Genomic DNA, 25,051 nt, shown 5'->3' with positions numbered 1-25,051 from the left:
TGTTGGCGCCCGCCAGCCCTCATGATCCCGCGACTCGGGCCGACACAGGAGGGTGGGCCCTTGTCGGTTAGCTCCCGGATATTGCTCACCGATTGTATTTCGTTTTGAAAAACTGATAGTTAAATGGCTACACTAGCCACACACAACGCATAGGGATATGGACAAATGAGTCTTATTGGTTTGCTGCTGGCCCTGGCTGCCATCCTGGGTGGCAACATCATCGAGGGGGGACACCCCAGTGCCCTGCTCGATCTCCCCGCCTTTCTCATCGTGATCGGGGGCACAGTGGGTGCCGCCCTGACCCAATTCCCCTTCTCCGTGGTCGGCAAGACCTTCAAGCGTTTCAAGTGGCTCATCTCTCCCCTGCGCCTCGACATGCTGGAGCAGGCCCAGTTGCTGGAGACCCTGGCAGGCAACGCCCGGCGCAGCGGCATGCTGGCGCTGGAGGGGATGATCGATGACATCAAGGATCCCTTCCTGAAAAAAGGGGTGCAGATGATGGTGGATGGCTACGAGAAGACCAAGATCCACGAGGTGCTGGAAAACGAGATCGAGTTCGAGCAGGAAGATCTCGAGCAGACCGTCAAGTTCTACGAAGCCATGGGGGGTTACTGCCCGACCATGGGGATAGTCGGGGCCGTGTTCGGTCTCATTCACGCCATGGGGCTGCTGGATGCGCCGGACAAACTCGGTGGTGCCATCGCGGTGGCCTTCATCGCCACCATCTACGGGGTCGGTGCCGCCAACCTGATCTTCCTGCCCTTTGGCAACCGCTACAAGGGATTCGCCCACCAGATCCGCCACTACAAGGAGATGACCCTGACCGGCATCCTCTGCATAGTGGACGGCGAGTCACAACAGCGGCTGCAAGTGACCCTTGAACCCTACCTCGGAGGCCATGGTGGCGAAAAAGAAAAAGGCTGAGGCACCGGAGAACCATGAGCGCTGGCTGGTCTCCTATGCCGACTTCATGACTCTGCTGTTTGCCCTGTTCGTGGTGCTCTACTCCTTCGCCATGGCCAAGCAGTCGGAGACCCGGGTGCTGATCCAGGGCTTTATCGAGTCTCTTGGCAAGATAGGTCTCATCTCTCTGCCCGCGGGCTCTCCCGTGATGCAGGGGGGGACAGGCATACTGGAGCCTGAGTCCAAGACCACGCCGGGTACCTCCCAGAAGGAGGAGCTGCTGGACACCCAGAGCCCGGCCGCCGCGGCCGACCCCTTCAACGAGACCATAGGCGCCTCGGAGAAGCCCAGCGCCACCGAGTCATGGCCGCACAAGACCAAGGAGCAGGATTGGGCCACTGTCACCAAGCAAAAACTGCAGCAGCAGCTCAAGAGCCAGATTGAATCCCAGGAGATCGAGGTGGAGCAGCTCGGCAGCCAGCTGGTGATCCGCATCGGCGAGAAGACCCTGTTCCCCGCCGATTCGGCCTTCCTGCAGCCCCAGTTCATCCCCCTGGTCAACAAGGTCTCCGATGTGCTGGCCGATATTCCGGGCATGGTGGTGGTCACCGGCCACACCGACAACTCCCAGGCGCCGGTGGAGCTCTATCGCAACAACTGGGAGCTGTCGGTGCTGCGGGCGGCCACCATTGTCCATACCCTGCTCACCAACCCCAAGCTGGATTCGCGGCGGGTCATCGCCCAGGGCGTTGCCGACACCCAGCCCCGCTTTGCCAACGACACCCCGGCCCATCGCCAGGCCAACCGCCGGGTGGAGATAGTGCTCTCCCAGGGCAAGGCGGCGGAGCAAGCCCTCCCCCTCCTCGCCCCCTGATGAAAAGACCCCGCCATGCGGGGTCTTTCGTTTTGTCGATTAGTTTATTTTTCAAGCGAATCAGCTGTTTTCCCCACCGCGTAAAAGCAATTGAAAATGATTCTCAAATGAGAAAATTGACCCCGCTAGCAAAACGCGATTTTCCTCCCAGTGATTAATAATTAATCCTTTGAAATGACATGTAAATCAGTATGGAACTGGCATAATACGTAGCATCCTTGTTAAGTCACATGATTAATTCGGTTAGGGAAAACTCCTATGTTTGCTGATATTGCTGTCCAGCATTGGGCCTTTGCTGTCTATGTCATTGGGGCCATCTGCATCTGCCTGACCATGATAGGCGTCGCGGCCTTGCTGGGGGGACGAGCCTATGGCCGTGCCAAAAACAGGCCCTTCGAATCCGGCATAGATTCCGTCGGCAATGCCCGTCTGCGTTTCTCCGCCAAGTTCTATCTGGTCGCCATGTTCTTCGTCATCTTCGACGTCGAAGCGCTCTATCTCTTCGCCTGGTCCGTCTCCGTTCGGGAAAGCGGCTGGGTCGGCTTTATCGAAGCCACCATCTTCATCACCCTGCTGCTGGTAGGCCTCATCTACCTGTGGCGCATCGGTGCCCTCGACTGGGCCCCGAAGAAACGCGTCCTGACTGACAAGAAGCCAGACTGATTTACCGATTATCCCTTTGAGGTTGCACCATGAAGTACACCCTGACCCGGATTGACCCGGATGCGCCCGTTGAGCGCTACCCCCAGGAACAGCGCCAGACCGTCGATGACCCGCTGGCGCAGCAGGCGACCCGCGGCATCATGATCGGGCGCCTCGAAGAGGTGCTGCAAGACACCGTCAACTGGGGCCGCAAGAACTCCCTCTGGCCCTACAACTTCGGCATCTCCTGCTGCTACGTGGAGATGTGTACCGCCTTCACCTCCCCCCATGACGTGGCCCGCTTCGGCGCCGAAGTCATCCGGGCTTCGCCCCGTCAGGCGGATTTCATGGTGATCGCCGGTACTCCCTTCATCAAGATGGCGCCTGTCATCCAGCGCCTCTATGAACAGCTGCTCGAACCCAAGTGGGTCATCTCCATGGGCGCCTGTGCCAACTCGGGCGGCATGTATGACATCTATTCAGTGGTGCAGGGGGTGGACAAGTTCCTGCCGGTCGACGTCTACATTCCGGGCTGCCCGCCCCGTCCCGAAGCCTTCCTGCAGGCCCTGATGCTGCTGCAGGACTCCATCGGCAAGGAGCGCCGCCCCCTCTCCTGGGTGGTGGGCGATCAGGGGATCTACCGTCCCCAGATGCAGGCCGAGAAGGATCGCAAGCGGGAAGAGCGCATCCAAGTCACCAACCTGCGCACGCCGGATGAGATCTGACCATGAAACTGACTCGAGAATTCCCAAGCAACTACACCATGGCCCAGGGGCAGACAGCGGATCACGCCGATGCCCAGGTGGTCGGCGAACTCTTTGCCCACTTCGGTGCCGAGCGCTTCACGGTGCAGAGCACCCGTACCGGGGTGCCGGTGATCTGGCTCTCCCGCGATCTGCTGCTGGACGTGATGGGCTTCCTGCAAAAGCTCCCCTCCCCCTTCGTGATGCTGTTTGATCTCAGCGCCACCGACGAGCGGATGCGCAGCCATCGCCACGGCCTGCCGGGCAGCGACTTCACCGTCTTCTATCACCTCATCTCCATCGACCGTAACGCCGATGTGATGCTGAAGGTGCCGCTGATGGAGAGCGATCTGCACCTGCCCACCGTCAGCCGCCACTTCCCCAACGCCAACTGGTACGAGCGGGAAGTCTGGGATCTGATGGGCATCACCTTCGACGGTCACCCCCATCTCACCCGAATCATGATGCCAAAGAGCTGGCAGGGACACCCGCTGCGCAAGGACTACCCGGCCCGCGCCACCGAGTTCGATCCCTTCATGCTCGATGCGGTCAAGCAGGATCAGGAGCAGGACAACCTGCTGTTCAAGCCCGAAGAGTGGGGCATGGCCCGGGGCAACGAGAACGAGGACTACATGTTCCTGAACCTCGGCCCCAACCACCCCTCGGCACACGGCGCCTTCCGCCTGGTGCTGCAGCTCGACGGGGAAGAGATCCGCGACTGCGTGCCCGACATCGGCTATCACCACCGCGGTGCCGAGAAGATGGGCGAGCGCCAGTCCTGGCACAGCTACATCCCCTACACCGACCGGGTCGAGTACCTGGGCGGGGTGATGAACAACCTGCCCTATGTGCTGGCGGTCGAGAAGCTGGCGGGGATCAAGGTACCCAACCGGGTCGACATGATCCGGGTGATGATGGCGGAGCTGTTCCGCATCCAGAGCCACCTGCTGTTCCTTGGGACCTACATCCAGGACGTGGGGGCCATGACGCCGGTCTTCTTCACCTTCACCGACCGGCAGAAGATCTACACCATCATCGAGGCCATCACGGGCGCCCGCATGCACCCGGCCTGGTTCCGCATCGGCGGCGTGGCCCACGACCTGCCCACCGGCTGGGCCCGCCTCATCCAGGACAACCTGCTGAGCTGGCTGCCCAAGCGGCTGATGGAGTATGAAAAGGCCGCCATGCGCAACAGCATACTGCGCGGTCGCACCATAGGCGTCGCCGCCTACAACACGGCGCAGGCGCTTGCCTGGGGCACCACGGGCGGCGGTCTGCGCGCCACCGGCCTCAACTTCGACGTGCGCAAATGGCGCCCTTATTCCGGCTACGATCAGTTCGAGTTCGAGGTGCCGGTGGGCAGCAATGGGGATGCTTATGACAGAGCCACGGTGCGCATCGAGGAGATCCGCCAGAGCATGCGCATCATAGAACAGTGCATGAAGAACATGCCGGAGGGCCCCTTCAAGGCGGATCACCCGCTCACCACGCCGCCGCCCAAAGAGCGCACCCTGCAAGACATCGAGACCCTGATCACCCACTTCCTGCAAGTCTCCTGGGGCCCGGTGATGCCGGCCGCCGAGTCCTTCCAGATGATAGAGGCGACCAAGGGGATCAACAGTTACTACCTGACCAGCGACGGCTCCACCATGAGCTATCGGACCCGGATCCGCACCCCGAGCTTTGCCCACCTGCAGCAGATCCCCTCGGTGATCCGTGGCCAGATGGTGTCGGATCTCATCGTCTACCTGGGCAGTATCGATTTCGTCATGTCGGATGTGGATCGTTAAGTCCCCGCCGCGCCCACACCAGGGCGCAACGGGACAAGAAGAATAAACGACAAAAGGTTAAGTTCATGAGCCAGCAATGTCAGTGCAAGAATACATCGTCCAACGCGGGCCAGAGCGCATGCCAGAGCAAGGGGGACGACTTCGTCCTGAGCCAGGCCGAGCGCGATGCCATAGAGCATGAGACGCACCATTACGAAGATCCCCGCGCCGCCAGCATAGAAGCGCTCAAGATAGTGCAGCAGGCCCGCGGCTGGGTGCCGGACGGTGCCATCCACGCCATCGCCGCCGTGCTCGGCATCCCTGCCAGCGACGTGGAAGGGGTCGCCACCTTCTACAGCCAGATCTTCCGCCAGCCGGTAGGCCGCCACATCATCCGTGTCTGTGACAGCATGGTCTGCTACATCAACGGCCACGAGCAGCTGCTGGCCGGCCTGAAAGAAGTCATGGATCTGGCCCCCGGCCAGACCTCCCCTGACGGCCGCTTCACCCTGCTGCCTGTCTGCTGCCTCGGCAACTGCGACAAAGGGCCGGCGCTGATGATCGACGACGATACCTACGGCGGGCTCGATGCCGTCAGCCTGCTCAAGACCCTGGAGGCTTATCCATGAGTTTGGCATCCTTTGGCACCGCCAACCGCATCGCCCGTGCCCCCGAGACCCATCCGCTCACCTGGCGGTTGCGCGATGACGGCCAGCCAGTCTGGCTGGACGAATACCAGAGCAAGCAAGGCTACGATGCGGCCCGCAAAGCACTGAGTCAGATGAGCCCTGACGAGATCGTCGGCACCGTCAAGGACGCCGGCCTCAAGGGCCGCGGCGGCGCTGGCTTCTCCACCGGGGTGAAGTGGGGCCTGATGCCCAAAGACGAGAGCATGAACATCCGTTACCTGCTCTGCAACGCCGACGAGATGGAGCCGAACACCTACAAAGACCGGCTGCTGATGGAGCAACTGCCCCATCTGCTGATCGAGGGGATGATCATCAGTGCCCGGGCCCTCAAGGCCTACCGCGGCTACATCTTCCTGCGTGGCGAATATGTCGATGCCGCCATCCACCTGCGCCGTGCGGTGGAAGAAGCCAAGGCCGCCGGCCTGCTCGGCAAGAACATCCTGGGGTCGGGCTTTGACTTCGAGCTGTTCGTCCACACCGGCGCAGGGCGTTACATCTGCGGCGAAGAGACGGCGCTCATCAACTCCCTGGAAGGGCGCCGCGCCAACCCGCGCGCCAAGCCCCCCTTCCCCGCCGTCTCCGGCGTCTGGGGCAAGCCGACCTGCGTCAACAACGTCGAAACCCTGTGCAACGTGCCCGCCATCATCGGCAACGGCGTCGAGTGGTACCAGGGATTGGCGCTGCCAGGCTCGGAAGATCATGGCACCAAGCTGATGGGCTTCTCCGGCAAGGTCAACAACCCGGGCCTGTGGGAGCTGCCCTTTGGCATCACCGCCCGCGAACTGTTCGAGAACTATGCCGGCGGCATGAAACCCGGCTATCGCCTCAAGGCGTGGCAACCGGGCGGCGCCGGCACCGGCTTCCTGCTGCCAGAACACCTGGATGCCCAGATGTATGCCGGTGGCATCGGCAAGGTCGGCACCCGTATGGGGACGGGCCTCGCCATGGCGGTGGATGACAGCATCAACATGGTTGGACTCTTGCGCAACATGGAAGAGTTCTTCGCGCGCGAATCCTGCGGCTGGTGCACCCCCTGCCGCGACGGCCTGCCCTGGAGCGTCAAGATCCTGCGGGCCCTGGAGCGAGGCGAAGGCCAACCCGAGGATCTCGCCACCCTGGAGCAGCTGGTCAGCTTCCTGGGGCCCGGCAAAACCTTCTGCGCCCATGCCCCTGGCGCCGTCGAGCCCCTTGGCAGTGCGATGAAGTACTTCCGGTCCGAGTTCGAGGCCGGGGTCAAGGCCCCCCATGACAATCACAAGCTGTTCAAGGGTATCCAGCCCAATCTGCTGGGCGAGCGCTGGTAATACGCCAGAACGCATCGGGCAATAGCCGATTTCACAAAACAGGTTTCAGGGAAGTTGTATGGCAACCATTCATGTAGACGGTAAAGAGTTCGAGGTAGACGGGGCAGATAACCTGCTGCAAGCCTGTCTGTCGCTGGGTCTGGACGTCCCCTATTTTTGCTGGCACCCGGCGCTCGGTAGCGTCGGCGCCTGCCGCCAGTGTGCGGTCAAACAGTATCAGAATGCCGACGACAAGCGCGGCCGCCTGGTCATGTCCTGCATGACCCCCTCCACCGATGGCACCTATATCTCCATCGAGGACGAAGAGGCGAAGGAGTTTCGAAAGACGGTGGTGGAGTGGCAGATGACCAACCACCCCCACGACTGCCCTGTGTGCGAAGAGGGTGGCGCCTGCCACCTGCAAGACATGACGGTAATGACCGGCCACAACAGCCGCCGCTACCGCTTCACCAAGCGCACCCACCAGAATCAGGATCTCGGCCCCTTCATCAACCACGAGATGAACCGCTGCATCGCCTGCTATCGCTGCGTGCGCTACTACAAGGATTACGCCGGCGGCGAGGATCTGGGGGTCTACGGCGCCCACGACAACGTCTACTTCGGCCGGGTCGAGGACGGCACCCTGGAGAGTGAGTTCTCCGGCAACCTGGTGGAGGTCTGCCCCACCGGCGTCTTCACCGACAAGACCCATTCCGAGCGCTACAACCGCAAGTGGGACATGCAGTTTGCCCCCAGCATCTGCCAGCAGTGCTCGGTCGGCTGCAACATCAGCCCGGGGGAGCGTTATGGCGAGCTGCGCCGCATCGAGAACCGCTTCCACGGCGCCCTGAACCACTACTTCCTCTGTGATCGTGGCCGCTTCGGTTACGGCTATGTCAACCAGGCCGACCGCCCGCGCCAGCCCCTGCTTCAGGATGGCAATGACAAGCTGGCCATCACTGTGGATGGCGCCCTCAACCGCGCCGCCGATGCCCTGCGCACCGCAAGCGGCATCATCGGCATCGGCTCGCCCCGCGCCTCGCTCGAGAGCAACTTCGCCCTGCGCGAGCTGGTGGGCGCCGCCAACTTCTACTCTGGCGTCGAGCAGAGCGAATGGGCCTGCCTGCAGAAGATGCTGCATGTCCTGCACCAGGGCGGGGTACGTACCCCCAGCCTGCGTGATATGGAAGAGGCCGACGCCGTGCTGGTGCTGGGTGAAGATGTCACCCAGACGGCCGCCCGGATCAGCCTGGCCCTGCGTCAGGCAGTCAAGGGCAAGGGACGCGAGATCGCCCGCAAGCTGAAGGTGGATCTGTGGCAGGTCGCCGCGGTGCAGACGCTCGCTCAGAATGAGCGTTATCCGCTGCTCATCACCAGCCTGGATCAGACCCGTCTCGACGACGTGGCCGCCGATACACTGCATGCCCCTCACGCCGATCAGGCCCGCCTCGGCTTTGCCATCGCCCACCTGCTCGACGGTTCCGCCCCTGCCCCGCAGGATCTGGACGCCGATCAGCTGGCTCAAGCGACCCGCTGGGCCGAGCTGCTCGGTAACGCCAAGAAGCCGCTCATCATCGCAGGCTCCGGTGCCCGCAGCCAGGCGCTGATCGAGGCGGCCAGCAACATAGCCCACGCCCTCAAGGGTCGTGGTCAGAGCGTTGATCTGGCACTGGTGGCCCAGGAGGCCAACAGCCTGGGGCTGGCCATGCTGGCCGGCAACGCCGCCCCGCTGGAAGCCGCCCTCGAGCGCATCGAAGGGAGCGAGTCCCTTGCGCTGATCACCCTGGAGAACGATCTCTATCGCCGCGCCCCCCGCAACCGGGTCGATGCCGCCATCAAGCGCCTGCAGCATCTGCTGGTGGTGGATCATCAGGACACCCGCACCGCCCAGCAGGCCCACCTGGTGCTGCCTGCCGCCAGCTTTGCGGAGGCCGATGGCACTGTGGTGAACATGGAGGGCCGTGCCCAGCGCTTCTTCCAGGTCTATGCCCCCGCCTTCTACGACGCCGACATCCAGGTGCGCGAAGGCTGGCGCTGGCTGGCCGCGCTGCAAGGCACGCTGAATGGCAAGTCCCCGCGCTGGAGCAGCTTCGACGAGGTGAGTGCGGCCTGCGCCGCCTCTGCCCCGCTCCTGGCCACCATGCGCGAAGCCGCCCCCAATGCCGGGCTGCGCATCCGCGGCATGAAGCTCGCCCGCGAGCCGCACCGCTACAGCGGCCGCACCTCCATGCTGGCGGATCAGAACGTGAGTGAGCCCCGTGTGGCGCAAGACCCCGACTCCCCCTTCAACTTCTCCATGGAAGGCTACGCCGGTGCCCGCCAGCCGATGCAACAGGTGCCGTTCGCCTGGGCACCGGGCTGGAACTCTCCCTCCGCCTGGAACAAGTTCCAGGACGAGGTGGGTGGCAACCTGCGGGCCGGCGATCCCGGTCGTCGCCTGCTGGAGCCGGGCAGCGAGTCCCTCGGCTGGTTCGACACCATTCCCGCCCCCTTCACCGCCCAAGCGGCGCTGCAAGTGGTGAGCTATGACCAGCTGTTCGGTGGCGACGAGCTCTCCGCGCGCAGCCCCGTCATCCAGGCCCGCATGGGGGATCCCGAGCTGGTGCTGAACCCGGCCGATGCCGCCCGTTTGGCCCTTCATGCCGGTAATCTGGTGGCCTTCTCCTGGGGTGGTCACCACTGGCGGCTGACCCTGCGGATCAGCGAACGGCTGGCACCGGGTCTGCTCGGCCTGCCCCTGGGCGCCCATGGTCTGCCGACTGCGCTGCACCAGGCCTATGTGACTGACTTGCAGGAGGCCATCGCATGAGCAATGAGCGGATCGATCTGTTGCTGGAGGTAGGCAAAGCCTTGATCGTGCTGGTGGGGATTGTGGGGGCTGGCGCCTTCATGAGCTTCATCGAGCGCCGTCTGCTGGCACTCTGGCAAGACCGTTACGGCCCCAACCGGGTGGGTCCCTTCGGCCTGCTGCAACTGGCAGCCGACATGGTCAAGATGTTCTTCAAGGAGGACTGGATCCCGCCCTTCGCGGATCGCCGGATCTTCGTGCTGGCCCCCATCATCGCCTTTACCGCCTTCATCCTGGCGTTTGCGGTGGTGCCCATCACCCCCACCTGGGGCGTGGCGGATCTCAACGTGGGGCTGCTCTACATCCTGGCCATAGCAGGGCTGGCGGTCTACGCCGTGCTCTTTGCCGGCTGGTCGAGCAACAACAAGTACTCCCTGCTCGGCAGCCTGCGCGCCTCGGCCCAGACCCTCTCCTACGAGGTGTTCCTCGGCCTCTCCTTGATGGGGATAGTCATCCAGACCGGCAGCTTCAACCTGCGGGATATAGTCGAAGCGCAAGCCGGATTGTGGAACGTGATCCCCCAGTTCCTGGGCTTCATCACCTTCCTGTTTGCCGGGGTTGCCGTCACCCACCGTCACCCGTTTGACCAGCCGGAGGCCGAGCAGGAGCTCGCCGACGGCTATCACATCGAGTACGCGGGCATGAAGTGGGGTCTGTTCTTCGTGGGCGAATACATCGGCATAGTGCTGATCTCCTCCCTCATCGTGACCCTCTTCTTCGGTGGCTGGCACGGGCCCTGGTTGCCGCCCTTCATCTGGTTTGCCCTGAAGACCGCCTGTTTCATGGTGTTCTTCATCCTGCTGCGGGCCTCCCTGCCCCGCCCGCGCTTTGATCAGGTGATGTCCTTTGGCTGGAAAGTCTGCTTACCGCTTACCTTGCTCAACATGCTGGTAACCGGCGCCGTCGTGCTTATGAACGTGCAGTGAGGCACCAATGAAAATTACGAGCATTATCAAGGGTGTTGGCACCCAACTGCGCAGTCTGGGGATGGTTTTCTCCCATGCCTGGCGCCCCCGCGAGACCCTGAACTACCCGGAGCAGCAGGTCTATGCCGCGCCCCGTTTCCGTGGCCGCATCGTGTTGACCCGGGATCCGGACGGTGACGAGCGCTGCGTGGCGTGCAACCTGTGCGCCGTGGCCTGCCCGGTCGGCTGCATCTCGCTGCAAAAAGCGGAGCGGGACGACGGTCGCTGGTACCCGGAGTTCTTCCGCATCAACTTCTCTCGCTGCATCTTCTGCGGCCTGTGTGAAGAGGCCTGCCCCACCACCGCCATCCAGCTGACGCCGGATTTCGAGATGGGCGAGTATCGCCGCCAGGACCTGGTGTACGAGAAGGAAGATCTGCTGATCAGCGGCCCCGGCAAATACCCGGACTACAACTTCTACCGCATGAGCGGGATGGCCATCGACGGCAAGCCCAAAGGGGATGCCGAGAACGAAGCCAAGCCCATCGATGTCAAGAGCCTGCTGCCCTAGGAGTCAATCATGGAACTGGCATTTTATGCCGCGGCCCTGGTCGCCGTTTACAGCACGCTGCGGGTCATCAGCACCAGCAACCCCATGCACGCGCTGCTCAATCTCATCATCTCGCTCATCGCCGTGGCCATGATCTTCTTCTGCCTGGGAGCCTCCTTCGCAGGCGCCCTGCAGGTGATTGTCTACGCTGGCGCCATCATGGTGCTGTTCGTGTTCGTGGTGATGATGCTGAACCTGGGCTCCTCCCAGGATCAGGAGCGCAACTGGCTCACCCCCATGACCTGGGGTGGGCCTGCCCTGCTCTCCCTCATCCTGCTCGGCTTCCTGGCCTACGGCATCCTCGGGGTCACCGGCGGTGAACTCGGCCTGACCGACGTCAGTGCGAAAGAGGTCGGCATCGCCCTGTTCGGTCCCTATGTGCTGGCGGTGGAGCTCGCCTCCATACTGCTGCTGGCGGGTCTGGTCACCGCCTATCACCTTGGCCGTGAAGACAAGAGCGGGGAAGTGCTTTCCGTCCCCAAACCCACCGCTCGCCCATCCCAGGAAGGAGGTCAGCAATGAGTGGTATCCCCATGGAGCACGGCTTGCTGCTCGCGGCAATTCTGTTCTGCATCGGTTTGTGCGGTCTGCTGATCCGCCGCAACCTGCTGTTTATCCTCATGAGTATCGAGATCATGATGAATGCGTCCGCGCTGGCGTTCGTGGTGGCGGGTAGCCGCTGGGCCCAGGCCGACGGCCAGATCATGTACATACTGGTGATTTCTCTGGCGGCAGCGGAGGCCAGTATCGGCCTCGCCCTGTTACTGCTGCTCTATCGTCGTTACCACACCCTGAACGTGGACACTGTGAGCGAGATGCGCGGATGAGCCTCCTATATCTGACTTTCCTATTCCCCCTGCTGGGATGGCTGCTGTTGGCCTTCTCCATCGGCCGTCTCGGCGAGCGCAGCGCGGCACTCATCGGTGTCGGCAGCATAGGCCTGTCGGCCCTGACCACCCTCTGGGTTGGCATCGACTTTCTCGGCAACATGCCGGAAGGCGGCGTCTATACCCAGACCCTGTGGCAGTGGATGTCGGTGGGCGAATTCCAGCCCGCCTTCCGCCTCTCCCTGGATGGGCTGTCGCTGACCATGCTGGGGGTGGTGACCGGGGTGGGCTTCTTCATCCACCTGTTCGCCTCCTGGTACATGCGCGGGGAAGAGGGGTATTCCCGCTTCTTCACCTACACCAACCTCTTCATCGCCAGCATGCTGTTCCTGGTACTGGCCGATGATCTGCTGTTCGTCTACCTGGGTTGGGAAGGGGTGGGGCTGTGCAGCTACCTGCTGATCGGCTTCTACTACCGCAATCCCGCCAATGGCGCCGCTGCCCTCAAGGCCTTCGTGGTGACCCGGGTCGGTGACGTCTTCCTCGCCATCGGGCTCTTCGTGCTCTACCGCGAGCTCGGCACCCTCAACATCCACGAGCTGCTGGTGCGCGCCCCCGCGATGTTTGCCGAGGGCTCCCCTGCCCTGTCGTTCGCCTGCCTGATGCTGCTCGGCGGCGCGGTCGGCAAATCCGCCCAGCTGCCCCTGCAGACCTGGCTGGCAGACGCCATGGCGGGTCCGACCCCGGTCTCGGCGCTGATCCACGCGGCCACCATGGTGACCGCCGGTGTCTACCTCATCGCCCGCACCCACGGCCTCTTCCTGCTGGCCCCGGAGATCCTCCATCTGGTGGCCCTGGTCGGTGCCATCACCCTGGTGCTGGCAGGCTTTGCCGCCCTGGTACAGACCGACATCAAGCGGATCCTGGCTTACTCCACCATGAGCCAGATAGGCTACATGTTCCTGGCCCTGGGGGTCGGTGCCTGGGAAGGGGCCATCTTCCACCTGATGACCCACGCCTTCTTCAAGGCGCTGTTGTTCCTCTCCGCCGGTGCCGTCATAGTCGCGACCCACCACGAGCAGAACATCTTCAAGATGGGGGGCCTGCGCAAGAGTCTGCCGCTGGTCTATGCCTGCTTCCTGGTGGGGGGCTCGGCCCTGGCCGCGCTGCCGCTGGTCACCGCCGGCTTCTACAGTAAAGACGCCATCCTCTGGCAGGTGCAGGCCAGTGGCCAGAGCGCCCTGCTGTGGGCCGGTCTGGCGGGGGCCTTCCTGACCTCCCTCTACACCTTCCGCCTCATCTTCATCGCCTTCCACGGCAAGGCGCAGACGCAGGCGCACAAAGGCCACGGCCTGGCCCACCAGCTGCCGCTGCTGGTGCTGCTGGTGCTCTCCACCGGTGTGGGTGCCCTGATAGTGCCGCCGCTCGCCGGAGTACTGCCGGCAGGCCCGGGGGATCATATCGAAGAGGGACGTCACAGCCTCGAGATCCTCTCCGGCGCCATCGCCGTGGCAGGCATTGCGCTCGCCGCCTTCCTCTTCCTCGGCGAACGTCGCCTGGCGAAGGGGATCGCCGAGAGTGCCGCCGGCCGCGCGCTCAGCACCCTCTGGTTCAATGCCTGGGGCTTTGACTGGCTGTATGACTGGATCTGGGTCAAGCCCTACCTGCTGGTGACCCGCTTGCTCGGCAAGGACCCGCTGGATCGGATGATGAACCTGCCCGCCGTGCTGGCCCAGGGTGGCCACCAGCTGCTGGCCTGGACTGTGTCCGGCAAGCTGCGCTGGTACGCCGCCTCCATGGGGATGGGCGCCGCCCTGATCCTGGCCCTGCTGCTGCTCGGCTGATCCATGAGCCCAATATGTGTGGCAGGCCCGGGGCCTGCCCGACTAGAACCTAGACGAGAGCTGATATCGTGACCTTACTCTGGATCTTGTTAATTCCTTTTATCGGCGGCTTGCTCTGCTGGCAGATGGAGCGGCTCGGCGGACAATTCGTTCGCTGGGTAGCCCTGCTCTCCATGAGCGCCTGCCTGGTGCTCTCCGGTGCCATCTGGCTGGGGGGTGACTTCTCCCTCGCGAACCCCGGCCTCCCCGTCTGGGCGGCCGAGTGGCAGCAACCCTGGATCCCCCGCTTCGGCATCTCATTGCACCTGGCGGTAGACGGCTTGTCGCTGCTGATGGTGATGCTCACCAGCTTCATCGGTGTGCTGGCCATCCTCTGCTCCTGGAAGGAAATCGTGCAGCGCATCGGCTTCTTCCACCTCAACCTGCTGTGGATCCTGGGGGGCGTGCTCGGCGTCTTCATGGCGGTGGACCTGTTCCTCTTCTTCTTCTTCTGGGAGATGATGCTGGTTCCCATGTACTTCCTGATCGCACTCTGGGGCCACTCGGTCACCGACGGTAAATCCCGGATCAACGCAGCCACCAAGTTCTTCATCTACACCCAGGCGAGCGGCCTCATCATGCTGGTGGCCATCCTCGGGCTGGTGCTGACCCACCACGCCGCAACCGGTGTCTTCACCTTCAACTACCTCGACCTGCTCAATACCCCGATGAGCAAGGGCGTGCAGTGGCTGCTGATGCTGGGCTTCTTCATCGCCTTCGCGGTCAAGATGCCGCTGGTGCCGCTCCATGGCTGGTTGCCGGACGCCCACAGCCAGGCACCGACCGCGGGTTCTGTGGACTTGGCGGGCATCTTGCTCAAAACCGCCGCCTACGGCCTGCTGCGCTTCACCCTGCCGCTGTTCCCGGAGGCCTCCGCCGAGTTCGCCCCCTACGCCATGCTCCTTGGCCTCTTCGGCATCGTCTACGGCGCCCTGCTGGCATTCGCCCAGACCGATATCAAGCGTCTGGTGGCTTACACCAGCATTTCCCACATGGGCTTCGTGATGATCGCCATCTATTCGGGCAGCGAGCTGGCCCTGCAAGGGGCGGTGGTGCAGATGATAGCCCACGGCCTCTCCGCCGCCGGTCTCTTCATCCTGTGCGGCCAGCTCTACGAGCGGCTGCACACCCGGGACCTGCGCCTGATGGGCGGCCTCTGGGGTCGGCTGCGCTACCTGCCCGGCGTCATGCTGTTCTTCTCGGTGGCCTCCCTTGGCATGCCGGGCACCGGCAACTTCGTCGGCGAGTTCCTGATCCTCATCGGCAGCTTCCAGGTGGCCCCCATCATCACCATCATCGCCACCTTCGGCCTGGTGCTGGCCTCGGTCTACTCCCTCATCATGCTGCAGCGCGCCTGCTTCGGTGCCCCCAAGGACGAGAGTGTCCTCAAGGGCCTGGACAGACGGGAGCTGGCCATGATGCTGACCATCGCCGGTCTGCTGGTGCTGCTCGGTCTCTACCCGCAACCCGTGCTCGACACCGCCAGCAGCAGCCTGCTGAGCGTGCTGCACTGGTACGCGCTGCCAGCCACAGGAGCACTGCAATGATGCCCTCTGTTTCTCTCTCCCTTTCCTTGTCCACACCGGGAGCCTTGTCATGACGTTTACCGCCGCCCAACTATTGGCCCTGCTGCCCCTGTTGCTGACCACAGGGGCCATGGTCGCCCTGATGCTCGCCATCGCCTGGAAGCGCTGCGATGACACCGCCTTCGTGGTGACCATCACCGGCCTCAACCTGGCGCTCTTCTCCCTGCCCATCGTCATGGCTCAGGGGGATCAGGGGGTCACTCCCCTGCTGCAAGTGGACAGCTATGCGGTCTTCTACATGGGGCTGGTGCTCATTGGCGCCCTGGCCACCTGTACCTTCGGTCGCTCCTGGCTCAAGGGCTACCCGGACAACCGGGAAGAGTTCTACCTGCTGCTCTTGATCGCCACCGCCGGTGGCCTGGTGCTGGCGGGTTCCCGCCATCTCGCGTCGCTGTTTATCGGGATCGAGATGCTGACCCTGCCCATGTTCGGCCTGGTGGGTTATGCCTATCGCGAGCGCCATTCCCTGGAGGCCAGCATCAAGTACATGGTGCTCTCTGCCGCCGCCACCGCCTTCCTGCTGTTCGGCATGGCGCTGCTCTATGCCCAAGCGGGCAGCCTGAGCTTCAGCGATCTCGGCCTGACCCTGGCCCAGAGCCCGGCTCACCACCCGCTGCTGATGGGAGGCTTTGGCCTGATGCTGGTGGGCTTTGCGTTCAAGTTGTCGCTCGCCCCCTTCCACCTCTGGACCCCGGATGTCTATGAGGGCGCCCCGGCACCTGTGGCCACCTTCCTCGCCACCGTGAGCAAGATAGCCGTGTTCTGCGTGCTGCTGCGCTTCTACCTGGCGGTGCCGGCCACCTCGGATCCCATGATCCACTGGCTGCTGGCGGCCATGGCGGTCATCTCCATCGTGGTCGGAAACCTCTTGGCGCTGATCCAGACCAACATCAAGCGGATGATGGGTTACTCCTCCATCTCCCACTTCGGCTACCTGCTGGCGGTGATAGTGGCGAGCCGCCTCGGCCAGATGCCGGTGGAAGCGGCCGGTGTCTACCTGCTGATGTACCTCTTCACCAGCCTGGGGGCCTTCGGCGTCATCAGCATGATGTCCAGCCCCTATCGCGGCAAGGATGCGGACTCCCTGCACAGCTATCGCGGCCTGTTCTGGAAGCGCCCCTACCTGACCGCCGTCATGACGGTGATGATGCTCTCCCTGGCGGGCATCCCCATGACGCTCGGCTTCATCGGCAAGTTCTACCTCATCGGGGTGACGGTCGATGCCAAGCTGTGGTGGCTCTCCGGCGCCATAGTGCTCGGCAGCGCCCTGGGGCTCTACTACTACCTGCGCGTCATGGTCACCCTCTACCTGCGGGAACCCGGCATGCAGCTGCGCGATGCCAAGGCCGACTGGGCCTTCTCCTCCGGTGGGCTGGTGGTGCTGCTCTCCGCCATCCTGGTGGTGGCGCTCGGCATCTACCCCCAGCCTGTCATCAGCCTGGTGCAGGGCTTCCAGCACGTGGTGCTGCGCTAGCCTCAGCGTCACCCCACAGAGCAAAACCGGCCCCCGTGGCCGGTTTTTTTTATCTCGCCAGACTGCCGGACCCGGCAAGGGAACCCGGCTCACCCTGCACTCCGCTCTGCTCTCTCCCCCTTGCCCCCTTGCCCCCTTGCTCCCCTTCCCTCTGCCACCAGCCCGGGGCTCGCAGAACTTGTCACAGGCCCATAAAAAAACCGGCCACGGAGGCCGGTTTTTGATTCTCTAGAACGTCAGCGCGGGATTAACCCAGACGCACCCGAGCGTTTCTGAACATCCGCATCCAGGCACCGTCCTCGCCCCAGTTGTCCGGGTGCCAGGAGTTCGCCACTGTGCGGAACACCCGCTCCGGGTGCGGCATCATGATGGTGGCGCGACCGTCCGTGGTGGTGACCGCAGTGATGCCCGCCGGTGCCCCGTTCGGGTTGGCCGGATACTGCTCGGTGACCTGGCCGCGGTTGTCGACGAAACGCAGCCCCACCAGGCCGCTGGCTTGCAGCGCCGCCAGGTGAGCGGCATCGCGCACTTCCACCCGCCCTTCCCCGTGGGAGACGGCGATAGGCATCACCGAGCCCGCCATGCCGGCGAAGAAGGCGGACGGGGAGTCCTGCACTTCCACCAGGCTGAAGCGCGCCTCGAAGCGCTCGGAGCGGTTGCGCACGAAGCGCGGCCACAGATCGGCCCCCGGGATGAGATCCCGCAGGTTGGACATCATCTGGCAACCGTTGCACACACCCAGGGAGAGGGTATCACCACGCTCGAAGAAGCGCTGGAACTGCTCGCGGGCGTTGTCGTTGAACAGGATGGACTTGGCCCAGCCTTCCCCCGCTCCCAGCACGTCGCCGTAGGAGAAGCCGCCACAGGCCACCAGGGTCTGGAACTGCTCCAGCTTGATGCGACCGGACAGGATGTCACTCATGTGCACATCCACCGCCGCGAACCCGGCGCGGTCGAACGCGGCTGCCATCTCCACGTGGGAGTTGACCCCCTGCTCGCGCAGCACCGCCAGACGGGGGGAGACCCCACGGGCGATATAGGGCGCGGCCACGTCCTCGGACGGGTTGTAGGTCAGCCTGGCCTGCAGACCCGGATCGGTGGCGTCCTGGCGGACGGCATGCTCCTGATCCGCGCACTCGGGGTTGTCCCGCAGGCGCTGCATCTGCCAGCTGGTCTCGCCCCAGAGGGTGCGAAGGGCGGTGCGGCTGGCGCGGTACACTTCGGCCCCGGCACGCTGGAACAGGATGAGGTCGTCTTCACGTACCGTGCCCAGCACATGGGAGCAGGCCGCCAGACCGTGACCGGCCAACAGGGTCAGCACCGCTTCCTTGTCGTCGCGGCGCACCTGGATGACGGCACCCAGCTCCTCGTTGAACAGCGCCGGCAGCAGCTCACCGCCCACACGGTCGAGCTGGATATCGAGGCCGCAGTGACCGGCAAACGCCATCTCAGTCAGGGTGACGAAGAGGCCGCCATCGGAGCGGTCGTGGTAGGCAATCAGCTTGCGATCCGCCACCAGCGCCTGGATGGCGTTGAAGAAGCCCTTCAGCTGGACGGGGTTGTCCAGATCCGGGGCGCTCTGACCAAGCTGACGATAGACCTGGGCCAGGGCGGAAGCTCCGAGGCGCTGCTTGCCGTTGCCAAGGTCAATCAGGATAAGGTCTGTTTCCCCAAGGTCTGTACGCAGCTGAGGCGTGACGGTGTTGCGCACATCCTCGACCCGGGCAAAGGCGGAGATGAGCAGGGAGAGCGGCGAGGTGACGCTGCGCTCCTCCCCGTCCTGCTGCCAGCGGGTCTTCATGGACATGGAGTCCTTGCCCACCGGTATGGTGATGCCAAGGGTCGGGCAGAGCTCCTCGCCCACCGCCTTGACCGCCTCATAGAGGCCGGCATCTTCCCCCGGGTGACCGGCGGCAGACATCCAGTTGGCGGAGAGCTTGACCCGCTTGAGGGAGCCGATATGAGCCGGCGCCAGGTTGGTCAGGGCCTCGGCCACCGCCATACGGGCAGAGGCCGCGTGGGACAGCAGCGCCACCGGGGTGCGCTCCCCCATGGACATGGCTTCGCCATGGTAGCTGTCGTAGGTGGCGGCGGTGACGGCGCAATCGGCCACCGGGATCTGCCAGGGGCCGACCATCTGGTCGCGGTTGACCAGACCGGTCACGCTGCGATCGCCGATGGTGATGAGGAAGGACTTCTCCGCCACTGTCGGCAGGCGCAGTACCCGCTCGGCCGCGTCATTCAGGGTGATGCCGTCCAGTTGCAGCACCTTGCCCTGGGCGGGCAGGCTCTGCACGTCGCGGTGCATCTTGGGCGCCTTGCCGAGCAGCACGTCCAGGGGCAGATCGATGGGCTGGTTGTCGAAATGGGCATCAGACAACGTCAGATGCTTCTCTTCGGTGGCGGTGCCGATGACCGCATAAGGGGCGCGCTCACGCTCGCACAGGGCCTTGAACAGGGGCAGCTTGTCCTGGGCGACCGCCAGCACGTAACGCTCCTGGGATTCGTTGCACCAGATCTCCAGCGGGCTCATGCCCGGCTCGTCGCTCGCGATAGCGCGCAGGTCGAAGCGACCGCCCCGATCGCCGTCGTTGACCAGCTCCGGCATGGCGTTGGAGAGGCCGCCGGCGCCCACATCGTGGATGAAGACGATGGGGTTGTCATCGCCAAGCTGCCAGCATCTGTCGATCACCTCCTGGCAACGGCGCTCCATCTCGGGGTTGTCCCGCTGCACAGAGGCGAAATCGAGGTCTTCGGCAGACTGGCCGGAGGCCATGCTCGATGCAGCACCGCCACCCAGACCGATGTTCATGGCCGGGCCGCCCAGCACGATCAGGGCGGCCCCCACCGGGATCTCCCCTTTCTGGACGTGTTCGCTGCGGATGTTGCCTATGCCGCCCGCCAGCATGATGGGCTTGTGGTAACCGCGCACTTCGACGCCGTTGTGGCTCGGCACCTGCTCTTCGAAGGTACGGAAGTAGCCGAGAATGGCCGGACGACCGAATTCGTTGTTGAAGGCGGCGCCGCCAAGGGGCCCCTCCTGCATGATGTCAAAGGCGCTGACGATGCGGCTCGGCTTGCCGAAATCCTGCTCCCAGGGCTGCTCGAAACCGGGGATGCGCAGGTTGGAGACGGAGAAGCCCACCAGACCCGCCTTGGGCTTGGCGCCACGGCCTGTCGCACCCTCGTCGCGAATTTCGCCGCCGGAGCCGGTGGCCGCCCCCGGGAAGGGGGAGATGGCGGTCGGGTGGTTGTGAGTCTCCACCTTCATCAGGATGTCGACGCGCTCCTGGTGATACTGGTATTCGCCACTGGCGGGGCTCGGGAAGAAGCGGCCACCCTGGCTGCCTTCCATCACGGCGGCGTTGTCTTTATAGGCAGACAGGACATGATCCGGCGTCTGCTCGAAGGTGTTCTTGATCATCTTGAACAGCGACTTGGGCTGCTGCTCACCGTCTATGGTCCAGTCGGCGTTGAAGATCTTGTGACGGCAGTGCTCGGAGTTCGCCTGGGCGAACATGTAGAGCTCGATGTCGTTGGGATTGCGACCAAGGCGGGTGAAGTTTTCCACCAGGTAGTCGATTTCGTCATCGGCGAGGGCCAGGCCCAGCTCGATGTTGGCCGCGGCCAGGGCGCTGCGGCCACCGCCCAGCACGTCCACCTGGGTGAAGGGGCGCGGTTCGTGATGGGCAAACAGAGCGGCTGCCTGGCTCGGCTCATCGAACACCACCTCCATCATGCGATCGTGCAGCAGGGCCGCGACCTCGCCACGCTGGGCTGCAGTCAGCTCACCCTTGGCCTGTATGTAATAGGCAATGCCGCGCTCCAACCGCTTGACCTGGTTCAGGCCGCAGTTGTGGGCGATGTCGGTTGCTTTGGAAGACCAGGGGGAGATAGTGCCGGGGCGGGGGGTAACGAGAAACAGCTGACCGCTGGGGGTGTGTTCCGGGATGGTCGGGCCGTAGCGCAGAAGCTGGCCCAAGGTCGCTCGCTCCGGGGGCGAGAGCGGGCTCGAAAGCTCGGCAAAGTGCACGTATTCGGCATAGACGTCTGCTATCTCTACTCCTCTCTGTGCGCAGCTCTGCAGCAGCTTGTGGACACGAAACTCAGACAGTGCTGGGGCACCACGCAAGATTTCCATATACCTTTCTCACCAAGTTTTAGAGTGTGGGGGGATTTGAGACGCGCGTATTATAGGGATCAGGCTCACCGCGAACAAACGTTTTTCTCATCTCCCACGATGTGACTCCCTCCACACTCTCTGGTATAAAGGTGCCTCTTTTTTGACAAATGCCGATTTTTTCAACAAGGGTACTCACCTACTTGCGCTGCATTTTTCGACTGTTTATCGGGATGTTGCTGACACTGGCCCTGGCCGGCTGTGACTTCTATTCCCCCTCCAGCCAGCTGGAGCAGATCCGCCAACGGGGCGAGATCCGTGTTGGCACCCTCTATGGTCCCACTTCCTATTACCAGCGTGACGACACCGCCCAGGGGTTCGATTACGAGCTGGCGCAGCACTATGCCGACTGGCTGGGGGTCAAGCTGACCATAGTCCCGACCTACTCCACCGCCGAGCTGGTCGAACAGCTGCAGAAGGGGACCCTGGATCTCGCCGCCGCCGCCATCGTCGTCACCCCGGAGCGGCGCAAGCTGTTTCGCTTCGGCCCCGGCTTCTACCAGGTCTCTCCCAAGCTGGTCTATCGCAACGGCTCCCCCAGGCCCAAGGATCTCGGCGACATCAAGGGCACCATAGTGGTACCTGCCGGCTCCACCGGTGAGGATCTGATGAAGGAGCTGGCCAGCCAGTACCCCAATCTGAGCTGGCGCATCAACCGGGACGCCGACGTGGAGGAGCTGCTCAAGCAGGTCGCCGACGGCGAGGTGGACTACACGGTGGTGCAGGACACAGTGCTGGCACGCACCCAGCGCTACTACCCCGAGCTCACCGAGGGGCTGACCCTGGCCAGCAAGCAGACGGTGGCCTGGGCCATGACCAAGCTGCCCGATGACAGCCTCTACGCCAGCATCATCGACTTCTTCGGCCAGCGCTTCATGGATGGCTCCATCGCCAAGCTCGACGAGAAGTATTTCGGCCACGTGCAGAACTTCGATTTCGTCGACACCCGCACCTTCCTGCAGCGGGCCAAGAGCCTGCTGCCCAAGTACCAGACGCTGTTCCAGACCCACGCCAAGGACATAGACTGGCGCCTGCTGGCCGCCATCAGCTATCAGGAGTCCCACTGGGACCCGCAGGCAAAATCCTACACCGGGGTGCGCGGCATGATGATGTTGACCGAACCCACCGCCAAGGCGATGGGGGTCAGCGATCGAACCCACCCGGAAGAGAGCATCAAGGGGGGCGCCCGCTACCTGCAGGAGATGATGGAGAAGGTGCCGGACTCGGTGCCGGCCGACGAGAAGGTGTGGTTTGCCCTCACTGCCTACAACATCGGCTATGGCCACATGATGGATGCCCGTCGCCTGACCAAGCAGCTCGGCAAGAATCCCGATGCCTGGAGCGACGTGAAAGAGGTGTTGCCCCTGCTGCAGCAGTCACGCTGGCATCGCATGGTGCGCTACGGCTATGCCCGGGGTGGCGAGGCGCGCAACTACGTCAACAACGTGCGCCAGTACTACCAGAGCCTGCTCTGGCTCGACAACGAGCAGCAGAAGGCCCATCGCCGCGAGGCCCTGGACGAGGACGATGGCAGCGAGCCGACCGCCCCGGCACAGCGCCCCGCCATCATCGCCGAGGTGGTCAGCCAGATCATCACCCCCTGAGCCCTGCGGGGTGTGTCGTCTGGGGAAATTCTCTGTTACCATTCCCCCAGACCCGAGCCTGTCTGAGAGAGGCTTATCGCAATACATTCATCAACTTGCGATACCGATGGCAGCCTATGTCAAAGGCCCGTCAGCTGCGCCGGGATGACCAGGGAGGAAAACCAGATGCGAACACGCAGAAGAGCCACGTTGACCAGAAAAACCAGATGTGCCTGGAGCCCCAGACGCAAGCTGAAACTGGCCGATATGAAACGCAAGATATGGCACCGAAACCGCTCCTATACCTTGCTGATTGCGGAGCACACAACAGCATAAACCCGGCCAAGGCCGGGTTTTTTTATTCCATCAGCTCGCCTCGGTCGGGATCGCCTCGAACCCCACGGCACGCTTGGAGACCAGGCTGTTGCAGTGGTTGCAGAAGTAATCCACGGCGCCGCAGGCCCGAAGCCGCTCCAGGCTCTGCTGACAGGTCGGGCACAGGGCCCGGATCCGATAGCGGGCATGGCACTGGCCGCAGCTCACCTCGGGGCTGCGGCTGTCCAGCTCGGCCTGGCAGGCCGGGCAGGCCGGGCAGGCCGGGCATGTCAAGAGACTCATGGTCATCTCCTCTCAAGGGCAGAAGCCTGGGCTCATCCCTCATTCGACAGATAGAAAAACGGCTGCCACCAGGGCAGCCGTCAGGCTTATTTCTTGCTCTTGTTCTTCGCCTTGAGCAGGCGATCCCGTTGCCGCTCCTGGCTCAGGGTCAGGGTGTTCTTCTTGCCCTCGAAGGGGTTGACCGACTCCTGGAACTCGACCCGGATCGGGGTACCCATGATCTTCAGGGACTTGCGGAAGTAGTTGATGAGATACCGCTTGTAGGAGTCCGGCAGATCGTTCAGCTGGTTGCCGTGGATCACGATGCGCGGCGGGTTGTAGCCACCGGCGTGGGCATACTTGAGCTTGACGCGGCGACCGTTGACCATGGGCGGCTGGTGATCTTCCTGCGCCATCTGCATGATGCGGGTCAGCATGGCGGTGCTGGTACGACGGGTGGCGGACTGGTAAGCCTCGTTGATGGACTCGAACAGATGGCCGACGCCGCTGCCGTGCAGGGCGGAGATGAAGTGGACGCGGGCGAAATCGATGAAGCCCAGGCGTCTGTCCAGCTCGTTCTTGACGTCTTCCTTCACCTTCTGATCCAGACCGTCCCACTTGTTCACCACCAGCACCACGGAGCGGCCGCTGCTCAGCACGAAGCCGAGGATGCTCAAATCCTGATCCGTGATGGTCTCGCGGGCGTCGATCACCAGCAGGCAGACGTTGGCGTCCTCGATGGCTTTCAAGGTCTTGATGACGGAGAACTTCTCCACCGTCTCGTGCACCTTGCCGCGGCGACGCACGCCGGCGGTGTCGATAACCACGTACTTCTGCTCGTCACGCTCCATGGGGATGTAGACGGAGTCGCGGGTGGTGCCCGGCATGTCATAGACGATGACGCGGTCTTCACCCAGCATGCGGTTGGTCAGGGTGGACTTGCCGACGTTGGGGCGACCGACGATGGCGAACTTGATGGGCAAGTCGGCGAACGGGGTCTCCTTGGTATCTTCCCGGGTATCCAGGTCACCAGCGGCCACCATGCGCAGCAGGGCTTCTTCGTCGAAGTCCTCCTCTTCCTGCGCCTCTTCTTCGGCGGCGGCCTCGACCAGGGTCTCAAGGTGGGGGGCCAGCGCCAGCTCCAGCAGGCTCAGCACGCCACGACCGTGGGCGGCGGCGATCTGGTAGACCTCCCCCAGCGCCAGGCCGTAGAACTCGGAGACCGCGGAGTCACCGTCGATGCCGTCGGTCTTGTTGGCGACCAGGAACACCTTCTTGTGGGTCTTGCGCAGGTGCTCGGCGATGGCTTGATCCGCGGCGGTCAAACCGGCACGGGCATCCACCATGAAGAGCACCACATCGGCTTCCTCGATGGCCAGCAGGGACTGCTCGGCCATCTTCAGCTCGATCCCCTCCTCGGTGCCATCGATACCGCCGGTATCGACCACGATAAATTCCAGCTCGCCCAACTTCGCCTGGCCGTATTTACGGTCCCGGGTCAGGCCGGGGAAATCGGCAACCAGGGCATCCCGGGTACGGGTCAGGCGGTTAAACAGGGTGGATTTCCCCACGTTGGGGCGGCCCACCAGGGCTACTACAGGAGTCATAAAAGCCTCATTCTCAAGACGACAAAGGCTCCGGGTCCGAAGACCAGG

General features: G+C 63.4%; 19 protein-coding genes. 16 read left to right on the top strand and 3 right to left on the bottom strand.

What is annotated here, in order from left to right; all coding sequences use genetic code 11:
- Positions 1-165: 165 nt before the first annotated feature.
- The 15 genes from WIR04_RS09045 (at position 166) to nuoN (ending at position 17,036) form a co-directional block, all read left to right on the top strand.
- Complete coding sequence (locus WIR04_RS09045) at positions 166-924, top strand: flagellar motor protein (RefSeq protein WP_025327212.1); 759 nt, start codon at positions 166-168, stop codon at positions 922-924.
- The gene (locus tag WIR04_RS09040; RefSeq protein WP_041204280.1) at positions 899-1,777 is read left to right on the top strand and encodes a MotB family protein; all 879 of its coding nucleotides are present in this window, start codon (positions 899-901) and stop codon (positions 1,775-1,777) included. Before WIR04_RS09045 ends, WIR04_RS09040 begins: the two co-directional genes overlap by 26 nt.
- A 258-nt stretch (positions 1,778-2,035) precedes the next feature.
- Entirely contained in the window at positions 2,036-2,440 is a 405-nt protein-coding gene (locus tag WIR04_RS09035) for an NADH-quinone oxidoreductase subunit A (protein WP_025327214.1), read from the top strand.
- A 29-nt stretch (positions 2,441-2,469) separates the two neighbouring features.
- A complete protein-coding gene (locus WIR04_RS09030) occupies positions 2,470-3,144 on the top strand; it encodes a NuoB/complex I 20 kDa subunit family protein (protein WP_025327215.1) in 675 nt (224 codons plus the stop codon).
- Positions 3,145-3,146: 2 nt separating this feature from the next.
- A complete protein-coding gene (gene nuoC, locus WIR04_RS09025) occupies positions 3,147-4,952 on the top strand; it encodes an NADH-quinone oxidoreductase subunit C/D (protein WP_267966679.1) in 1,806 nt (601 codons plus the stop codon).
- 65 nt (positions 4,953-5,017) lie between these two features.
- Positions 5,018-5,560, top strand: a complete 543-nt coding sequence (gene nuoE / locus WIR04_RS09020) for an NADH-quinone oxidoreductase subunit NuoE (RefSeq protein ID WP_246866556.1) — start codon at positions 5,018-5,020, stop codon at positions 5,558-5,560.
- Positions 5,557-6,924 carry an NADH-quinone oxidoreductase subunit NuoF gene (gene nuoF / locus WIR04_RS09015; protein ID WP_338892053.1) on the top strand — a complete coding sequence of 456 codons (1,368 nt, stop codon included), beginning with the start codon at positions 5,557-5,559 and terminating at the stop codon, positions 6,922-6,924. Before nuoE ends, nuoF begins: the two co-directional genes overlap by 4 nt.
- A 58-nt stretch (positions 6,925-6,982) precedes the next feature.
- Positions 6,983-9,712, top strand: coding sequence for an NADH-quinone oxidoreductase subunit NuoG (gene nuoG, locus WIR04_RS09010; protein ID WP_338892051.1), 2,730 nt, complete (start codon positions 6,983-6,985; stop codon positions 9,710-9,712).
- Positions 9,709-10,677, top strand: a complete 969-nt coding sequence (gene nuoH / locus WIR04_RS09005) for an NADH-quinone oxidoreductase subunit NuoH (RefSeq protein WP_338892049.1) — start codon at positions 9,709-9,711, stop codon at positions 10,675-10,677. Before nuoG ends, nuoH begins: the two co-directional genes overlap by 4 nt.
- A gap of 7 nt (positions 10,678-10,684) precedes the next feature.
- Complete coding sequence (nuoI, locus tag WIR04_RS09000; RefSeq protein WP_025327221.1) at positions 10,685-11,227, top strand: NADH-quinone oxidoreductase subunit NuoI; 543 nt, start codon at positions 10,685-10,687, stop codon at positions 11,225-11,227.
- Positions 11,228-11,236: 9 nt separating this feature from the next.
- A complete protein-coding gene (gene nuoJ, locus WIR04_RS08995; RefSeq protein ID WP_005324244.1) occupies positions 11,237-11,788 on the top strand; it encodes an NADH-quinone oxidoreductase subunit J in 552 nt (183 codons plus the stop codon).
- Positions 11,785-12,093, top strand: coding sequence for an NADH-quinone oxidoreductase subunit NuoK (nuoK, locus tag WIR04_RS08990; RefSeq protein WP_041205926.1), 309 nt, complete (start codon positions 11,785-11,787; stop codon positions 12,091-12,093). The genes nuoJ and nuoK overlap by 4 nt, the downstream gene beginning before the upstream one ends.
- Positions 12,090-13,937, top strand: coding sequence for an NADH-quinone oxidoreductase subunit L (gene nuoL / locus WIR04_RS08985; protein WP_338892046.1), 1,848 nt, complete (start codon positions 12,090-12,092; stop codon positions 13,935-13,937). The genes nuoK and nuoL overlap by 4 nt, the downstream gene beginning before the upstream one ends.
- A 68-nt stretch (positions 13,938-14,005) precedes the next feature.
- Positions 14,006-15,523, top strand: a complete 1,518-nt coding sequence (nuoM, locus tag WIR04_RS08980) for an NADH-quinone oxidoreductase subunit M (RefSeq protein ID WP_338892044.1) — start codon at positions 14,006-14,008, stop codon at positions 15,521-15,523.
- Between the two features lie 49 nt (positions 15,524-15,572).
- The gene (gene nuoN / locus WIR04_RS08975; RefSeq protein ID WP_106886588.1) at positions 15,573-17,036 is read left to right on the top strand and encodes an NADH-quinone oxidoreductase subunit NuoN; all 1,464 of its coding nucleotides are present in this window, start codon (positions 15,573-15,575) and stop codon (positions 17,034-17,036) included.
- Between the two features lie 247 nt (positions 17,037-17,283).
- Here the strand turns inward: nuoN and purL are convergent, their stop codons facing one another.
- Positions 17,284-21,177: a phosphoribosylformylglycinamidine synthase gene (purL, locus tag WIR04_RS08970; RefSeq protein WP_338892040.1), complete on the bottom strand. Its 3,894-nt coding sequence runs from the start codon at positions 21,175-21,177 to the stop codon at positions 17,284-17,286.
- Between the two features lie 149 nt (positions 21,178-21,326).
- On the opposite strand from purL, the gene mltF reads away from it, so the two are divergent.
- A complete protein-coding gene (gene mltF / locus WIR04_RS08965; RefSeq protein ID WP_338892038.1) occupies positions 21,327-22,820 on the top strand; it encodes a membrane-bound lytic murein transglycosylase MltF in 1,494 nt (497 codons plus the stop codon).
- Between the two features lie 345 nt (positions 22,821-23,165).
- Here mltF and WIR04_RS08960 read toward each other — a convergent pair whose 3' ends face one another.
- Together WIR04_RS08960 and der are read right to left on the bottom strand one after the other, a co-directional pair.
- Positions 23,166-23,423 (bottom strand): zinc ribbon domain-containing protein, encoded by a 258-nt coding sequence (locus WIR04_RS08960; protein ID WP_338892036.1) that lies wholly within the window; start codon positions 23,421-23,423, stop codon positions 23,166-23,168.
- An 80-nt stretch (positions 23,424-23,503) separates the two neighbouring features.
- On the bottom strand, positions 23,504-25,003 hold the full coding sequence (der, locus tag WIR04_RS08955; protein ID WP_025327228.1) for a ribosome biogenesis GTPase Der: 1,500 nt from the start codon (positions 25,001-25,003) through the stop codon (positions 23,504-23,506).
- Positions 25,004-25,051: the final 48 nt, after the last annotated feature.

It is taken from the genome of Aeromonas rivipollensis, from assembly GCF_037811135.1.
GTDB classification, from domain to species: Bacteria; Pseudomonadota; Gammaproteobacteria; order Enterobacterales; family Aeromonadaceae; genus Aeromonas; species Aeromonas rivipollensis.
The sequence above is the reverse complement of the archived record's forward strand: the minus strand, read 5'-3'. Positions and strand labels throughout refer to the sequence as shown.

What these genes read in the sequence shown, in the direction of transcription:
- WIR04_RS09045 (WP_025327212.1), top strand. Translation starts at nt 166, where the DNA reads ATGAGTCTTATTGGTTTGCTGCTGGCCCTGGCTGCCATCCTGGGTGGC.
- WIR04_RS09040 (WP_041204280.1), top strand. Translation starts at nt 899, where the DNA reads ATGGTGGCGAAAAAGAAAAAGGCTGAGGCACCGGAGAACCATGAGCGC.
- WIR04_RS09035 (WP_025327214.1), top strand. Translation starts at nt 2,036, where the DNA reads ATGTTTGCTGATATTGCTGTCCAGCATTGGGCCTTTGCTGTCTATGTC.
- WIR04_RS09030 (WP_025327215.1), top strand. Translation starts at nt 2,470, where the DNA reads ATGAAGTACACCCTGACCCGGATTGACCCGGATGCGCCCGTTGAGCGC.
- nuoC (WP_267966679.1), top strand. Translation starts at nt 3,147, where the DNA reads ATGAAACTGACTCGAGAATTCCCAAGCAACTACACCATGGCCCAGGGG.
- nuoE (WP_246866556.1), top strand. Translation starts at nt 5,018, where the DNA reads ATGAGCCAGCAATGTCAGTGCAAGAATACATCGTCCAACGCGGGCCAG.
- nuoF (WP_338892053.1), top strand. Translation starts at nt 5,557, where the DNA reads ATGAGTTTGGCATCCTTTGGCACCGCCAACCGCATCGCCCGTGCCCCC.
- nuoG (WP_338892051.1), top strand. Translation starts at nt 6,983, where the DNA reads ATGGCAACCATTCATGTAGACGGTAAAGAGTTCGAGGTAGACGGGGCA.
- nuoH (WP_338892049.1), top strand. Translation starts at nt 9,709, where the DNA reads ATGAGCAATGAGCGGATCGATCTGTTGCTGGAGGTAGGCAAAGCCTTG.
- nuoI (WP_025327221.1), top strand. Translation starts at nt 10,685, where the DNA reads ATGAAAATTACGAGCATTATCAAGGGTGTTGGCACCCAACTGCGCAGT.
- nuoJ (WP_005324244.1), top strand. Translation starts at nt 11,237, where the DNA reads ATGGAACTGGCATTTTATGCCGCGGCCCTGGTCGCCGTTTACAGCACG.
- nuoK (WP_041205926.1), top strand. Translation starts at nt 11,785, where the DNA reads ATGAGTGGTATCCCCATGGAGCACGGCTTGCTGCTCGCGGCAATTCTG.
- nuoL (WP_338892046.1), top strand. Translation starts at nt 12,090, where the DNA reads ATGAGCCTCCTATATCTGACTTTCCTATTCCCCCTGCTGGGATGGCTG.
- nuoN (WP_106886588.1), top strand. Translation starts at nt 15,573, where the DNA reads ATGACGTTTACCGCCGCCCAACTATTGGCCCTGCTGCCCCTGTTGCTG.
- purL (WP_338892040.1), bottom strand. Translation starts at nt 21,177, where the DNA reads ATGGAAATCTTGCGTGGTGCCCCAGCACTGTCTGAGTTTCGTGTCCAC.
- mltF (WP_338892038.1), top strand. Translation starts at nt 21,327, where the DNA reads ATGCCGATTTTTTCAACAAGGGTACTCACCTACTTGCGCTGCATTTTT.
- WIR04_RS08960 (WP_338892036.1), bottom strand. Translation starts at nt 23,423, where the DNA reads ATGACCATGAGTCTCTTGACATGCCCGGCCTGCCCGGCCTGCCCGGCC.
- der (WP_025327228.1), bottom strand. Translation starts at nt 25,003, where the DNA reads ATGACTCCTGTAGTAGCCCTGGTGGGCCGCCCCAACGTGGGGAAATCC.